The sequence below is a fragment of the Microvirga sp. P5_D2 genome, assembly GCF_054049475.1.
The window spans coordinates 18,693-33,581 of sequence record NZ_JBFUMH010000052.1 but is presented as its reverse complement, the minus strand read 5'-3'; the positions used below and the strand labels follow the sequence as shown (position 1 = coordinate 33,581).

General features: G+C 62.6%; 15 protein-coding genes. 8 read left to right on the top strand and 7 right to left on the bottom strand.

All coding sequences use genetic code 11. The annotated features are described in order from the left end of the window. From ACXJKO_RS15160 to ACXJKO_RS15135, 6 genes are all read left to right on the top strand, one after another. A partial coding sequence (locus ACXJKO_RS15160) for a helicase-related protein (protein WP_457091921.1) occupies positions 1-520 on the top strand: 520 nt, incomplete at its 5' end. A gap of 145 nt (positions 521-665) precedes the next feature. Beyond that, positions 666-1,703 carry a porphobilinogen synthase gene (hemB, locus tag ACXJKO_RS15155; protein ID WP_457091920.1) on the top strand — a complete coding sequence of 346 codons (1,038 nt, stop codon included), beginning with the start codon at positions 666-668 and terminating at the stop codon, positions 1,701-1,703. A gap of 50 nt (positions 1,704-1,753) precedes the next feature. Then, a complete protein-coding gene (locus ACXJKO_RS15150; protein WP_457091919.1) occupies positions 1,754-3,085 on the top strand; it encodes a branched-chain amino acid ABC transporter permease in 1,332 nt (443 codons plus the stop codon). A gap of 8 nt (positions 3,086-3,093) precedes the next feature. Next, positions 3,094-4,359 (top strand): threonine ammonia-lyase, encoded by a 1,266-nt coding sequence (locus tag ACXJKO_RS15145; protein ID WP_457091918.1) that lies wholly within the window; start codon positions 3,094-3,096, stop codon positions 4,357-4,359. Positions 4,360-4,366: 7 nt separating this feature from the next. Then, positions 4,367-4,852, top strand: coding sequence for an RDD family protein (locus tag ACXJKO_RS15140; RefSeq protein WP_457091917.1), 486 nt, complete (start codon positions 4,367-4,369; stop codon positions 4,850-4,852). Between the two features lie 105 nt (positions 4,853-4,957). After that, positions 4,958-5,704: an arginyltransferase gene (locus ACXJKO_RS15135; RefSeq protein ID WP_457091916.1), complete on the top strand. Its 747-nt coding sequence runs from the start codon at positions 4,958-4,960 to the stop codon at positions 5,702-5,704. Positions 5,705-5,728: 24 nt separating this feature from the next. Here ACXJKO_RS15135 and ACXJKO_RS15130 read toward each other — a convergent pair whose 3' ends face one another. Further along, on the bottom strand, positions 5,729-6,049 hold the full coding sequence (locus tag ACXJKO_RS15130) for a hypothetical protein (protein ID WP_457091915.1): 321 nt from the start codon (positions 6,047-6,049) through the stop codon (positions 5,729-5,731). A gap of 148 nt (positions 6,050-6,197) precedes the next feature. Here ACXJKO_RS15130 and ACXJKO_RS15125 point away from each other — a divergent pair, with 148 nt between their 5' ends. Then, positions 6,198-6,812, top strand: coding sequence for a glutathione S-transferase family protein (locus tag ACXJKO_RS15125; protein ID WP_457091914.1), 615 nt, complete (start codon positions 6,198-6,200; stop codon positions 6,810-6,812). Between the two features lie 6 nt (positions 6,813-6,818). Here ACXJKO_RS15125 and ACXJKO_RS15120 read toward each other — a convergent pair whose 3' ends face one another. The 3 genes from ACXJKO_RS15120 to recO form a co-directional block, all read right to left on the bottom strand. Further along, positions 6,819-7,115, bottom strand: a complete 297-nt coding sequence (locus ACXJKO_RS15120; protein ID WP_457091913.1) for a hypothetical protein — start codon at positions 7,113-7,115, stop codon at positions 6,819-6,821. A gap of 40 nt (positions 7,116-7,155) precedes the next feature. Continuing rightward, complete coding sequence (gene parC / locus ACXJKO_RS15115) at positions 7,156-9,402, bottom strand: DNA topoisomerase IV subunit A (protein ID WP_457091912.1); 2,247 nt, start codon at positions 9,400-9,402, stop codon at positions 7,156-7,158. A 154-nt stretch (positions 9,403-9,556) separates the two neighbouring features. After that, complete coding sequence (recO, locus tag ACXJKO_RS15110; RefSeq protein ID WP_457091911.1) at positions 9,557-10,288, bottom strand: DNA repair protein RecO; 732 nt, start codon at positions 10,286-10,288, stop codon at positions 9,557-9,559. A 199-nt stretch (positions 10,289-10,487) separates the two neighbouring features. On the opposite strand from recO, the gene ACXJKO_RS15105 reads away from it, so the two are divergent. Beyond that, positions 10,488-12,302 carry an OmpA family protein gene (locus tag ACXJKO_RS15105; protein ID WP_457091910.1) on the top strand — a complete coding sequence of 605 codons (1,815 nt, stop codon included), beginning with the start codon at positions 10,488-10,490 and terminating at the stop codon, positions 12,300-12,302. A gap of 62 nt (positions 12,303-12,364) precedes the next feature. Here ACXJKO_RS15105 and era read toward each other — a convergent pair whose 3' ends face one another. Genes era through lepB form a run of 3 tightly spaced genes read right to left on the bottom strand, consistent with a single transcriptional unit; the run spans position 12,365 to position 14,780 of the window. Continuing rightward, a complete protein-coding gene (era, locus tag ACXJKO_RS15100) occupies positions 12,365-13,279 on the bottom strand; it encodes a GTPase Era (protein ID WP_457091909.1) in 915 nt (304 codons plus the stop codon). Next, positions 13,266-13,976 carry a ribonuclease III gene (gene rnc / locus ACXJKO_RS15095; protein ID WP_457091908.1) on the bottom strand — a complete coding sequence of 237 codons (711 nt, stop codon included), beginning with the start codon at positions 13,974-13,976 and terminating at the stop codon, positions 13,266-13,268. Before rnc ends, era begins: the two co-directional genes overlap by 14 nt. A 3-nt stretch (positions 13,977-13,979) precedes the next feature. Further along, the gene (gene lepB, locus ACXJKO_RS15090; protein WP_457091907.1) at positions 13,980-14,780 is read right to left on the bottom strand and encodes a signal peptidase I; all 801 of its coding nucleotides are present in this window, start codon (positions 14,778-14,780) and stop codon (positions 13,980-13,982) included. Positions 14,781-14,889 lie beyond the last annotated feature (109 nt).

Here is a 14,889-nt window from a genome sequence, read left to right as displayed (position 1 = left end):
GGACAAGGATGCCGCCATGGAGCGGTTCTCCAGTGGCGAGACCAAGATTCTCGTGTCCACCACCGTGATCGAAGTGGGCGTGGACGTACCCAATGCCACGATCATGGTGATCGAGCACGCCGAGCGCTTCGGCCTTGCGCAGCTTCATCAGCTCAGGGGCCGCATTGGCCGAGGCTCGAAATCATCCACCTGTTTGCTGGTCTATAAAGGCCCTCTAGGACAGGTGGCCCAGGCGCGCCTTGAGATGATGCGCCAGACCGAAGACGGTTTCAGGATCGCCGAGGAGGATTTGCGCCTTCGCGGCGAGGGTGAGGTTCTAGGAACGCGGCAGTCAGGTACGCCTGGCTTCAAGCTGGCAAGGCTGGAAGTGGATGGCGACCTGTTGGGCGCGGCCCGGGACGATGCCCGGCTGATCGTCGACAAGGATCCGGAACTGCTCAGCGAGCGGGGACAGGCCCTGCGGGTGATGCTGTACATGTTCGAGCGAGATTCAGCGATCAAGCTGCTGCGGGCTGGGTAAAACGGGCACTGGGCTCCAACCTGCCATGATATCAAATTCACCTGAATACCCCCTCCTGCGACCGCTTTCCCTTTTTTAGAGCAATTTAAATGTGCTAACCCTCTGCCAGCCGCTGGCGCATCGAAGCCGGCGTCGGATGAGGATCATGTCTAAACTGTCTCCGTTCCCCCGCCCCTCCGCTCAGGAAGCCGCTTCGTCCTCCCTGAACCTGGCCTACCGCCCGCGCCGCAATCGCAAGGCGGAATGGTCACGGCGGCTGGTGCGCGAGAATGTGCTGACCACGAACGACCTGATCTGGCCGCTGTTCATTGTGGAAGGCACAAGCGGGCGCGAGGCTGTCGCCTCGATGCCGGGCGTGGAACGCCTGACCATCGGTGAAGCCGTGCGGGAAGCCGAGCGCGCGGCCGCTCTAGACATTCCGGCCATCGCCCTGTTTCCCTATACGGACCCTGCCCTTCGCGATCCGACCGGCTCCGAGTCCCTCAACAGCCGCAATCTGGTCTGCCGCGCCGTGCGCGAGATCAAGCGCGCCGTTCCCGAAATCGGCATTATCTGCGACGTGGCGCTCGACCCTTATACCAGCCACGGCCATGACGGCGTGATGGACGGCGACCGGATTCTCAACGACGAGACCGTTGCCCTTCTCGTGCGTCAGGCCGTGTGCCAGGCGGAAGCCGGGGCGGATGTGATCGCCCCGTCGGACATGATGGATGGACGCGTTGCTGCCATCCGCGCAGGGCTCGACGAGGCAGGCTTCCTGGATGTGCAGATCATGGCCTACGCGGCGAAATACGCATCCGCCTTCTATGGCCCGTTCCGTGATGCCATCGGCACCTCCGCGACCCTCATCGGCGACAAGCGCACCTACCAGATGGACCCGGCCAATACGGACGAGGCCATGCGCGAAGTAGCACTCGATCTCGAAGAGGGCGCGGACATGATCATGGTCAAGCCCGGCATGCCCTATCTCGATATCGTGCAACGGGTGAAGGAGACCTTCGCCGTGCCAACCTTCGCCTATCAGGTCTCCGGCGAGTATGCGATGATCCAGGCCGCTGCCAATAACGGCTGGATCGATGGTGAACGCGCCATGATGGAAAGTCTGCTTGCCTTCAAACGTGCCGGTGCCGACGGCATTCTCACCTATTTCGCGCCTCGGGTTGCGGAGAAGCTGAAGGCATAGGCCTGATCGTTCCTTAGGGCTCCCACGTGAAAGGTTCAGGCGTCCTCCGGATGGCGCGGCTTGCCGCCAGCCTACTGGGCCTTTGCCTTCTCGCGGCATGCGGGCTTTCAATCGACGCGGAGCAGGCACGCGTCTGTCGCTCCACCCTTCCGGCGCTCAATTCGGGCGCAACGATCACGGTCGAGCGGATGCAGGCTGGTCAAACCCCGCGCAGCCTCCACGTTATCTATCTCGCCCAATACCCTGACCGCCCGCCGCTTGAGCGTTTCGCAATCTGCCAGTTCGCCGCCGAAGGGCTGTCATCGAACAAGGCGGAACTCACCGGGCTGGAGACCGAGGAAGGGCCTGTCTCTGGGGCAAGCCTTTATCTTCTGAAGCGCTATTATCTGGAAACCCCTGAGGGCGTTGCCGCCGATCCGGGCAGCAGGGCCGATGCCGACGTGATCGAGGTGCCGGGCGCCGTCGCCTATTGGATGCAGCAGATCCTAGTCAGCCTGCCGCGCACCGCCATCTACACCCTTCTCTCGGTGGCTTATGCCCTCGTCTTCGGCATGAGCAACCGGGTCAATCTAGCCTTCGGTGAGCTTGCCGCCGTGGGCTCTGCCGCGACGATTGCGGGCACCTCCATTCTGCTCGTATCGGGCTTCACATCGCCCGTCCTTGGCCTCGCCGCAGGATTGGTCGGGGCGCTTTTCGCCGGAGCCATCCACAGCGCCGTCGGTGGGTATTTCACCATCGGCATGATCAAGACCAAAAGCTCTCAGCCCAGCCTGATCGCGACGGTCGGGTTATCGCTCGCGCTGATGGAATATCTTCGCATCGTGCAAAGCCCGGTCACGGTCTGGCTGCCGCCGATCTGGTCCGAGGCCTGGGCGCTGGCGCGATCCGGCGATTTCCTCGTCAGCCTGACGCCGATCAGCGCGGTCACCTCGGGCCTAGGTGTAGCGGCGGGCCTTGGCCTTCTCTGGGTCATGAAGGCGACGGGCTTCGGCCGGGCATGGCGGGCCTACGCCGATGATTCTCGCGCGGCGGCGTTGCTCGGCGTCAACGGCCCTCGCCTTCTCACGCAGACTCTCGCCCTGGCAGGCGCGATGGCGGGGCTCTCCGGCCTCCTAATCGTGGCGCAATATGGCGGATTGGGCTTCGCGGGAGGGTTCCAATACGGCCTCAAGGCCCTCATCGGAGCCATCATCGGCGGGATCGGCTCGGTCCCGGGCGCGATGTTAGGAGGTTTCATTGTGGGATTGTTCGAAACCCTCTGGTCGGCTTATCTACCCATTGAAGGACGCGACATAGCCCTCTATGCCGCTCTCGTGATCTTTCTGATCTTCAGGCCCGGCGGCCTGCTGGGCTTTCAAGATCCAACACCAAGGCCCGTTTAAGGGCTATAATGGAAGACGACCGGAGGAAGACCTTGGCCAACTACGCCATCACCGTCGAGGACGTGGAGCGCGCCGCCACCGTGATCCAGGGGCAGGTTTTGCGCACGCCGCTGGTCCCGTCGCCCCGCCTGTCCCAACTCACCGGCGCGACCGTCTGCGTGAAGCACGAGAACATGCAGCCCACGGGCTCCTTCAAGGAGCGCGGCGCGGTGACGAAGCTGGAAAGCCTGACGGCGGAGGAGCGCCAGCGTGGCGTGATCGCCATGTCGGCGGGAAACCATGCCCAGGCCGTCGCCTATCACGCGCGCCGCCTCGGCATCCCGGCCACCATCGTCATGCCGGAAAGCGCGCCCCTGGTGAAGGCCGAGAACACCCGCTCTTACGGAGCGCGAGTCATCCTGTTTGGTGAGACCCTCTACGAATCCGCCGCGAAGGCCCAGGAGATCGCCGCCAGCGAGAGCCTTGTCTTCGTTCACCCCTATGACGACCCCAAAGTCATGGCCGGTCAGGGCACCATCGCGCTCGAAATGCTGGCGGATGCGCCGGATCTGGACCAGATCGTCGTCCCCATCGGCGGCGGCGGTCTGATTTCCGGCATCGCGATTGCCGCCAAGGCCCTGAAGCCGTCCATCGAGATCATCGGCGTGGAGGCGGCTCTCTATCCATCGTTCCGCAATGCGATCCGGGGCGAGAACCAGCCCATCGGCGGCGCAACTTTGGCCGAGGGCATTGCCGTGAAGACGGTGGGGCAATTGCCGCTGCCCATCGTGCGCGACCTCGTGCCGGACATCATCGCCGTCGACGAGCCCCTGATCGAGCGTGCCGTGAATGCCTATGCCACCCTGCAACGGACTATGGCGGAAGGCGCGGGCGCGGCGGGTTTGGCCGCCATGCTGGCGCAGCCCGAGCGTTTCGAGGGCAAGCGGGTCGGCCTCGTACTCTGCGGCGGCAATATCGACGCCCGCATCCTGGCCTCTGTGATGGTGCGTGAATTGGAGCGCGACGACCGCATCGCTTCCTTCCGCATCACCTCCAACGACAGGCCGGGACTGCTCGGCCGCGTGGCAACCCTGCTCGGCGGCCTGGGCGCCAACATCCTGGAGGTTTCCCACGGGCGGCTTTATCTCGATGTGCCCGCCAAGGGCGTTTCCATCGACATCACTATCGAAACTCGCGACAGACAGCATACATTGGAGGTGTTCGAGGCCTTGGCGGCGGAGGGGCTGGAGCCGAAGCGGGTCGATTCCCGCGGCCTGTCCGAAGCCGCCTATTGAGGATTAAATGATGGTCAACCAGCCCTACCCGCCCACCGTGGATTATCGCCCGTATCCCCTGGATACCCGCGCCACGGAGGGCGTCATCGCACGGCGCTTCTGGGCCTATCTCATCGACCTCCTCGTGATCGCCCTATGGGTGGTGCTGATCTCCATCGGCATCTTCTTTCTCRGCATCATCACTCTGGGCCTCGGCTGGGGCTTATTCTTCGCACTCCCTCTCACCGCGCTGATCTTCATTGTCTACAACGCCGTGACCATCGGCGGCGCCTCGCAGGCGACTGTCGGTATGCGGACCATGGGCCTGAAGGTCATCGATCCGCAGACGGGTCGGGGCGCGTCCATGCTCTCCGCCGCCGTCCACGCGCTCTTCTTCTACGTGGCGATCTCGACCTTCCTGCTCTGGGCCTGCGATGTGCTTGTGGGTTTCATGCGGGACGACCGGCGTTTCATCCGCGACCTCCTGACCGGGATGATGATCGTACGGGCCTAAGCACAAAGGCGCGATGTCTTGGATCTTGCCCTGGACGTAGCGGGCACCAATGTTATCCTTGGGCGTTGATTCAGCGCTCAAGGTTTCTCCACAAGGCTTGCCGGCTTGACGAGTCACTCCCGCGACGCACCGCAGTTTTACCTGACCTCACCTTCCGCTTGCCCCTACCTGCCGGGCAAGGAGGAGCGCAAAGTCTTCACGCATATCGTGGGACGAAGGGGCCGGGAGTTGAACGAGATTCTGACGCAAGGCGGCTTCCGTCGCTCGCAGACCATCGCCTATAGGCCAGCCTGCGATACCTGCCGGGCCTGCGTCTCGATCCGCGTCCTCGTGAACGAGTTCGTGCCCTCGGGTAATCTGCGCCGGGTTCTGAAAAACAACGCCGATCTGATCGGCGTCGATCTGCCGAACCGACCCTCTTCCGAGCAATATTCGCTGTTCCGCCGCTACGTCGATTCCCGTCATGCCGATGGCGGTATGGCCGACATGACGGTGCTCGACTATTCCATGATGGTCGAGGACAGCCATGTGGATACCAATCTGGTCGAATACCGCCGCCGCGGAATCGACAGCGGCATCACGGGCAAGGGCGAAGGCGACCTGATCGCCGTCTGCCTCACCGACGCCATGAGCGACGGCCTGTCGATGGTCTATTCCTTCTACGATCCCGACCATCAGGACCGCAGCCTCGGCACCTTCATGATCCTCGACCACATCCGCCGCGCGAAGGCGATGGGGTTGCCTTATCTCTATCTCGGCTACTGGGTCGAGGGATCGAAGAAGATGGGCTATAAGGCCCGCTTCACGCCGCAGGAGCGATTGGCTCCAACCGGCTGGGTGCGCTTCGACTGAAGCCTATCGTTTTTACGCGCCTGTTCAGCGGCTCGCGAAAAGAATGGCGTAATAGCCCACGAACAGGATGATGAATCCCAGAGCCGACGCTCCCACGAAACCCCAGCTCCCAATAGCGGGTTCGGCCCGCAATCCGTGTGTTGCCATGAGCAGGATAAAAATGCTCAGCCAGGACAAGGGAAAGCCGATGAAAAGGATTCCGAGGCTTCTGGATAGGCCGGATTGCGGCCCGGAGCCGAAGACGTCGAAATAGTCGAGCAGGCTTGTGAAGCCCCAGCCTGCGAATCCGCTGACTGCGCCGTTCAAAGCGATTACGACAGCAAGTTTGATTACGGATTCCAACATCGCCTCACTGGTCCGCTGCTTCTAATGTAAGTTCATTACAATTTTGATGCGCCAGCGCCAAGACAATGTTCTTGAGTTTAGGGTTATGCCAATCTCCTCTCCGCCGTCTGCTGCGACTCGGCAGCGGTCAGGACAAGGATCAAAGAACATGCGCCTCATCGGCATGACGGATTCACCTTTCGTGCGCCGCGTCGCGATCTCCATGAAGGTCATGGACCTGCCATTCAAACATGAGGCCGTCTCGGTTTTCCGCCATTACGACACGTTCGCGGCGATCAACCCGGTGGTGAAGGCGCCGAGCCTCGTGCTCGACGACGGAACCGTGCTGATGGATTCCACCCTGATCCTCGAATATGTCGAGCGGCTCGCACCTCCTGAGCGCCTGTTCACACCCGGCAACGACAGGGATTACGCCCGCTTCCAGCGCATCATAGGCCTCGCCCTGGTCGCTGCCGAGAAAACGGTTCACGCTCATTACGAGGATGCTCAACGCCCCGCCGACAAAAAGCACAGGCCCTGGCTCGACCGGATCGAGAACCAGCTTACGACAGCCTACGATCTTCTGGAGAGCGAAATCGATTCCACACAGGAGTGGGTTTTCGGCAGCCGGTTCTCGCAGGCCGACATCACGACGGCCGTCGCGTGGCGCTTCACGCAATTTGTGCTCAAAGACTTCATATCAGCCGCCGATTATCCGGCCCTTGCCGCACTCTCGGAACGCGCCGAGGCACTGCCCGAGTTCATTTCTACGCCGCTCGATTAACGCCAGCTATCGTCTCAACCGCTTGAACAGAAAGACGCTTCCCGCCGCAGCCGGCAGGATGAGCAGAAGAAACGCGGGCACCGTTCTGCCATCCTGAAACAGCGACTTGGAGGCGATAATCCCGCCGAGGGTCGCGAGGCACAAAGCGCACATACCTACAAGAAAGGCCCAGGCCTGCCAGCGAGCCTGAGCCTTGGGAGCAGCGAACGACATCACCGAATAAATCGCACCCAGAAGACTCGCGATCCAACCGCCGACCGCAAGTCCCAATGCAACGGTAAAGCCGACCTCGACGAGCATCATGCGCTCAACATGCAACGCATGGTGCCCATCGTGGAGGCCGTTACTCACCGAACTTGTTGGACTTCGGGAAGCCCTTCGGCGGCAGGCGGCCCGCTTCGGTGCGGTCGCCCATCCAGTCGCGCAGGTCTTCCTTCGCGACGGTCCAGGTGCGGCCCGCCGTGTCCTTCCAGGTCAGGCCTTCCTTCAGCTTGAAGACCTTGGCATCTGAGATGCCGCCGTCCTTGTAGCGCTGGAGGCGAACGCCCTTGCCTCGGGTCATTTCCGGCACCTGCTTCGCAGGGAAGATCAGGAGCTTGCGGTTCTCGCCGATGATCGCGACGTGGTCGCCATCCGCATCCGCGCACACGACCATCAGCGAGGGCGCATCCAGATTCAGGATCTGCTTGCCCTTGCGGGTGTTGGCCACCGTCTCGTCGGCCGGCACGATGAAACCGCGTCCGTCGGTGCCCACTACAAGCAGCTTCGTGCCCGCCTTGTACGGGAAGGCAGAGATGAAGTCCGCGCCCTCTTCCAGATCGACCATCAGGCGAATCGGATCGCCGAAGCCGCGACCGCCCGGCAGCTTCGACGCGTCGAGCGTGAAGAAGCGCCCGTTATTCGCCACCACGATGATCTTGGACGTCGTCTCGGCGAAGAACGAGGTCTTAAGCTTGTCGTCGCCCTTGAACTGCACCGAGGAGATATCCTCCTGGTGTCCCTTCATGGCGCGGATCCAGCCCTTTTCGGAGACGATGACCGTGATCGGCTCGCGCTCGATCATAGCCTCCGCGAAATCGATGTCGGAGGTGTCCGGCGCTTCGGCGAAGGTGGTGCGGCGGCGGCCGATCGCCGTGTCCGGCCCGAAGGTCTTGCGGACCTCCTTGATGTCGGCGGAAACGGCCTTCCACTGGATCTTCTCGGAGCCCAGAAGCTCCTCGATCTTGGCCTTCTCGTCCTGCAGGTTCTTCTGCTCACGCTTGAGCTCCATCTCCTCGAGCTTGCGCAACGAGCGCAGGCGCGTGTCGAGAATGGCGTTGGCCTGGACCTCGGTGAGCTTGAAGAAGCGCATCAGCTCCTGCTTGGGCTCGTCCTCCTCGCGGATGATTTTGATCACGCGGTCGAGGTCGAGATAGACGATGAGCAGGCCGCCCAGGATCTCCAAGCGCCGGTCAATGGCGTTCAGCCGGAACGTGGAACGGCGGATCAGCACCTCGCGGCGATGGTCGAGCCATTCGCGCAGACATTCCGCCAGACTTAAGACCTTCGGCACCTTGCCGCCGGCAAGTACGTTTACGTTCATGGGAATGCGGCTTTCAAGCTCGGTCAACTTGAACAGCGATTCCATAAGGATGATCGGATCGACGGTTTTCGCGCGCGGCTCCAGCACGACGCGAATGTCTTCCGCCGATTCATCGCGCACGTCGGCGAGAAGCGGCAGCTTCTTTTCCTGCAGCAGCTCCGCGATCTTTTCGATCAGGCGGGACTTCGGCACCGAATACGGAATCTCGGTGACGACGATCTGCCAATTGCCGCGCCCGAGGTCTTCCTTGTTCCAGCGCGCACGCACGCGGAACGAGCCGCGGCCCGTGTTGTAGGTCTCCACCATGGAAGCCGGCGTGTCGACGATGATGCCGCCGGTCGGAAGATCCGGACCCTGCACGTATTGCATCAGTTGTTCGGTCGTCGCACTGGGCTTCGTGATGAGATGCAAAGCCGCGTCRCACAGCTCCGCCGCGTTGTGCGGCGGGATCGATGTCGCCATGCCGACCGCGATGCCTTGGGAGCCGTTGGCGAGCAGGTTCGGGAAGGCGGCAGGCAGAACCACCGGCTCCTCGTTCGCCTGATCGTAGGTCTCGCGGAAATCGACGGAATCCTCGTCGATGCCTTCCAGCAGAAGACGCGCTACTTCCGTCAGCTTCGCCTCGGTGTAACGCATGGCGGCGGCGTTATCGCCGTCGATATTGCCGAAGTTGCCCTGCCCGTCCGCCAGCGGATAGCGCTGGGCGAAATCCTGCGCCATGCGCACCAGAGCATCGTAGATCGATTGGTCGCCGTGCGGGTGGTACTGACCCATCACGTCGCCGACGATACGCGCGCACTTCTTCGGAGCCGACTTGGGGTCGAGCTTCAAAAGCCGCATGGCGTGCAAGATGCGGCGGTGGACGGGCTTCAACCCGTCTCGCGCGTCCGGCAGCGCGCGGTGCATGATGGTGGAAAGCGCGTATGCGAGATAGCGCTCTTCCAGGGCGTCCTTGAGATTGATGTTCTCGATCTCGCCGCCAGACGGTGGATTGACCGGCTTACCCATTAATCGAATTCCTCAACTGCGAATCGCTTCTTTATCACCTGAGATGAGAACATAACAGAAACATCAGGATGTTTGTTGTGAGTTTGTAGTTTGTCGGCGTTTTTGGAGGCGTGCCGGATGAGCGAAAAACCAATACCGATCAACCACTAATCACTTATTCATCTCCGGCTGTCGCCAGTGCGACGAAACGCGCCCGTTCCTCCGGGGCGCGCTGTCCCTGGGGATCGAAGACGTTCAGATGCAGGAAGAAGTCCGTGAGTGCAAATCCTGCCCTGATCTCCTCTTCGCCCGGCCGGTTGGAACGGGACTGGCCGATCAGGAAGCCGGGAAGCTTGAGAAGGCGGTCCTTGTAGGGCTCCCCGGCATCCGCGCTCACCGCCCGCCCACTCCTGGGCGAGACATAGGTGAGATCCCGCTCGGTACCCGTGGCGGCGCAGGAGGACAGGTCCAGCCCGAAGCCCAGTTCGGCCAGCATGGCAAGTTCGAACCGTACGAAGAGCGCCGGTGCGAGATCCGGATCGTCCAGATGATCCACCAGAACCGTCAGGGTTTCATAGAGGGCGAAGTGCGGGTCCCTCTCCGGGACGTAGTGCAGCAGATGGGCAAGTGCGCCAAGCCCATAGAGCGCCATGGATGAATTCATGAGCCGCGCCGCGCGTAATGTCGTGCCTTCGACCTGGAAATTTCCGAGGTGCTCGTCGAGCCTCGCCCGCCATGTCGCTTGCACCGTGTTTCCGGGCTGAAGAACCGGCTGGAGGGTCTTGGAGCGACCTCCATGCACCAAGCCGGAATGGCGGCCGTGTTCGCGCGTCATCAATTCCAGGATGACGCTCGTTTCGCCATGTTTGCGGACGCCGAGTACGACGCCTTCATCGGTCCATTGCATGTGCTGAGAAAGCTCTCAAAGGCGGTTTTCGACTGCTCCCGGAATGTAAGCACTCGAACGGCATTTTTCCATATTTTCCAAGAGCATCGGATGAATTTCTTAAAAAATCGTYCAACCTGATTTTCGCCCGAAATTGGAACCATCGGGACAGCTTGGCATTCACGAACATCCCATTCTCTAGATATTGAAATTGAGGATCATGAAGATCTCCAACCTGTTTCTTGCGAGTACCGCCCTGCCCCTCATGCTGCTGTCGGTGAACGCCTCGGCTCTCCCATCGCGGGCTCCCGACCCAATCACCTTAGCCCAGGCCGAGCCCGCCGAGCCGGGCCAGTTGCCGCCCCGGGCGCGGCCTGGCCAAGATAGCGACGATGCTCAGCCCCAGCGCAGGCAGGGACGGCCCGGAGGCAATGAAGGAGGTGGCCCGCGCGGGCAGCGTGGCGGCGACCAAGGCGGCGGTGCCGAGGCTCCCCGTGCTCCTCGCGCAGCCAGCCCCGATGACAGCCCCGCCGCGCCGCGCCCCAATCGTGAGCAGAGGCCTCCGGCTGAGCGCCCGGCAGCGCCGGACGCACCGTCCCGCCCGAGCCCGGCACCCGCTGAACGGGCTCAGCCCCCGGCGGACGCCCCTGCACGCCCGCAGCGCCCGTCAGCCCAGGAGCGCGAGCAGGCTCCTCGCGAACAAGCCCCTACCGAGCGCCAGCGCCCGCAGCAGGCCCCGGATACGCCTGCCCGTCCTGCTGCTCCGCCTGCCGCCCGGCCAACAACGCCCCCTGCGCCATCGCAGGAGCAGCGCACTGCGCCGAGCGCACCACGTCCAGCAGATACCGGCCGGCCGGGCCGCGATGACCCGCGAACCCCGGATCAGCCGCGCACCCCGCCGGCACCTCCCGCTTCCGCTCAGCCAACGGCCCCATCCCGCCCGACGCCTCCGGCAGCACCTGCTCCGGCACCGTCCGCTCCACAGGCGCAGCCCAGCGCGCCTCCGAGCCCGCCCACTCCGCCCGCCCCTGCCGCACCGCAGACACGACCGGGCGCGGCGGCGCCAGTCGCTCCCCAGGCAGCGCCAAGCACCACGCAACCGCTCGATCCCTCTCGCGTGCGCATCGACGACCTGCGCAGCCAGCGCCGGGAGCGTCGTGAAGGCGACCGCGTGATCATCGAGGAGCCCGGCAACCGCACGATCATCCGCGAGGGCAACGACGTCATCATCCGTCACGACGAGAGCGATCGCTTCCGCCGGATTTATGGAGCTGACGATGTTCGCGTGGAGCGCCGCGGCGGCAACGAGGAGGTCACCATCGTGCGCCGTCCTGACGGTTCCGAGATCGTGTCGGTGCGTGACGAATACGGCAATCTCATCCGTCGTACCCGCCGCGAGCCCGCCGGCCGCGAGGTCGTGCTGATCGAGAACCGCCGCAGCGGCGGCGTCGCTCGCCCGGGTTATGGCTATGTGGAGGAGGAAGTTCTCCGACTGCCTCCGCCGGTCGTCCGCATTCCGCGTGAGGAATATATCGTGGAGACGGAACGCGCCTCGGAGGCCGATATCGTCGAGGCTTTCACCGCGCCGCCGGTGGAGCGCATCGAGCGGGCCTATACCCTCGATGAGGTTCGCCGCAGCCAGCCGCTGCGCGAGCGCATGCGCCGCGTGGACGTGGACACCATCAACTTCGAGTTCGGCTCGTGGGAGCTTCCTGGCGATCAGGTAAGATCGCTTGGTGCCATCGCCGAGGGGCTTCGCCAAGCCATCTCGCGCAATCCGAACGAGATCTTCCTGGTCGAAGGTCACACGGATGCGGTCGGTTCGAACGAGGACAACCTGACGCTTTCCGACCGGCGTGCTGAAACCGTTGCGACGATACTGTCGCAGCAGTTTCAGATTCCGGCCGAGAACCTGACGACACAAGGCTATGGCGAGGAATACCTCAAGGTGAACTCGCAGGGCCCCGAGCAGAGAAACCGCCGCGCCACCCTGCGCCGCATTACCCCGCTGCTGCAAGGTCAGAATCAGCAGTAAAAACAAAGCCGCGAGAGGTTCGATGCCTCTCGCGGCTTTTGATTATTCCAACTACTGCGCGCTTATCCGCGCGGGAATTCCAAACCCATCTCGCGGTAGCGCTCCGGATCGTCGCTCCAGTTCTCACGCACCTTCACGAAGATGAAGAGATGCACCGGCGCTTCGGCAACTTCGGCGATTTCCTTGCGCGCGGCCTGACCGATTGCCTTGATGGTCTGACCGCCCTTGCCAAGCACGATCTTGCGCTGGCTGTCGCGTTCCACGAACACCGTCTGCTCGATGCGTACGGAGCCGTCAGGCCGCTGCTGCCATTGATCCGTCTCGACAGTCGATTGATACGGCAGCTCCTCGTGGAGGCGTTCGTAGATCTTCTCGCGGGTGATCTCGGCGGCGAGGATGCGCAGGGGCGCGTCGGAGATCTGATCCTCCGGGTATAGCCACGGACCTTCGGGCATCATCTCGGCAAGCTGACGCTTCAGCTTCTCGATGCCGTCGCCTTTAAGAGCCGAGATCATGAAAGTGTGCAGGAAGGGCACTTTCTCGTTCAGCTTCGCCGCCATATCCAGGAGCTTGGAGCGCTCGATGAGGTCGATCTTGTTGAGGATCAGCACCTTGGGACGCTTAAGCTCAGGCAATTTCTCAAGGATGGCCTCGGCCTCCTCGTCGATGCCTTTGCGCGCGTCGAGCAGCAGCGCGATCACATCCGCGTCGCCCGCTCCGCCCCAGGCCGATGTCACCATCGCCCGGTCGAGACGGCGCTTCGGCTTGAAGATGCCGGGCGTGTCCACGAAGACGATCTGCGCGACGCCTTCGATGGCGATGCCGCGCACCAGGGCGCGGGTGGTCTGCACCTTGCGCGAGACGATGGAGACCTTCGAGCCCACCAGCGAATTGAGCAGGGTCGATTTACCCGCATTGGGCGCGCCGATGAGAGCTACGAAACCCGCTTTCGTATTGGTGGCCTCAGACTGCTCCATGTTCTTCCTCCGTCCAGACGCCCTCTCTTAAGAGAAGGCTTCGCGCGGCGGCCTGTTCCGCGATGCGCTTCGATGTGCCGTGGCCAAATTCTGTTTCTGCGCCTTTAACCTTCACCATCACGCGGAATTTCGGCGCATGATCCGGCCCGGTCTGTTCGGCCACGGTGTAGGTCGGCGGCGGCAGGCCGCGTCCTTGCGCCCATTCCTGCAGGGCGCTCTTGGGGTCGCGCAAAGGCCGGCGCGGCGTCTCCATGATATCCCTGAAAGAGCGCTCGACGAGACTCATGGCGGCCTCGTAGCCGCCATCGATGAACACGGCGCCGATGATCGCTTCGCACACATCCGCCAGAATGGTCTGGTTGCGGCGCTCGCCGGAATGGGCCTCGCCCGCGCCGAGCTTGAGATAAGGGCCGACATCCCAGGCCTCAGCGATCTCGGCGCAGCTTTCGCGGCGGACCAGCTCGGCGAGGCGTCGGGACAACTCGCCCTCAGGCGCCGTGGGGAAGGCCTTGAACAGGATCTCGGCAATGGCGAGACCGAGGACACGGTCTCCGAGAAATTCCAGCCGCTGGTAACTCTGCCCACCGGATTTCGGAGCGCTCACGTGAGTGAGCGCTTCATCCAGCAATTCGGGCCTCTGGAAGTCGTATTCGAGCTTCTTGACCAGCTCGTCGAGGTTCGGCTTGCGACGGGCCACTGGTTACTTGATCCGCTCGAAGATCCTGTTCCAACGGATCTGCTGGGGCCAATCCCAGAACCGCCACAGGGATGCGTTCTCGTCGATGGAGAAGAAGATGATCTCGGCACGGCCCACGAGGTTCTCGGCCGGAACTTGGCCGACGCTCGCCTCGTCGCGCGAGTCGGTGGAGTTGTCCCGGTTGTCGCCCATCATGAAGTAATGGCCGGGCTTCACCGTATAGACCTCGGTATTGTCCCAATAGGCGCGGTCGCCCTTCAGCTCGATTACGAAATGGCTGGAGCCGTCGGGGAACGTCTCCTTGTAGCGCGGCACAGCCGTCTGGCGTCCGTAATCGTCCACCGTCTGATAGTCTTCCACGCGCTCGCGCTGGATCGGCTGGCCGTTGATGTGAAGTACGCCGCCGAGAACCTGAATCCGGTCGCCCGGCAGGCCGATTACACGCTTGATGTAATCAGTGGAGTTGTCCTTCGGCAGCTTGAAGACGGCGATGTCGCCGCGCTTCGGCTCGGAGCCGAAAATGCGGCCCGAGAAAACTGGCGGACTGAACGGAATCGAGTGCTTCGAATAGCCGTAGGCGTATTTCGAGACGAACAGGTAGTCGCCGATCAGCAGGGTCGGGATCAGAGAGCCCGACGGGATGTTGAAGGGCTGGAACAGCACGGTGCGGACCACGACCGCGATCAGGAGCGCCTGGATAATGACCTTAATGGTCTCCCAGAGGCCTTCTTCTTCCTTTTTCTTCACGGTGCTACCCATGGTTTGCTTGGCGTTGTCGCTCACTGTGATCGACCCTTGAATCATGACGTGCGATGGCTCGAAAACCATCGTCCATTGTCGCGGCAGCCGAGAGCGGTTTGCACTTCTTATGCAGGAGTGCAAACCGCTCTCGGGGATGTCGAGCCGCGCGGCT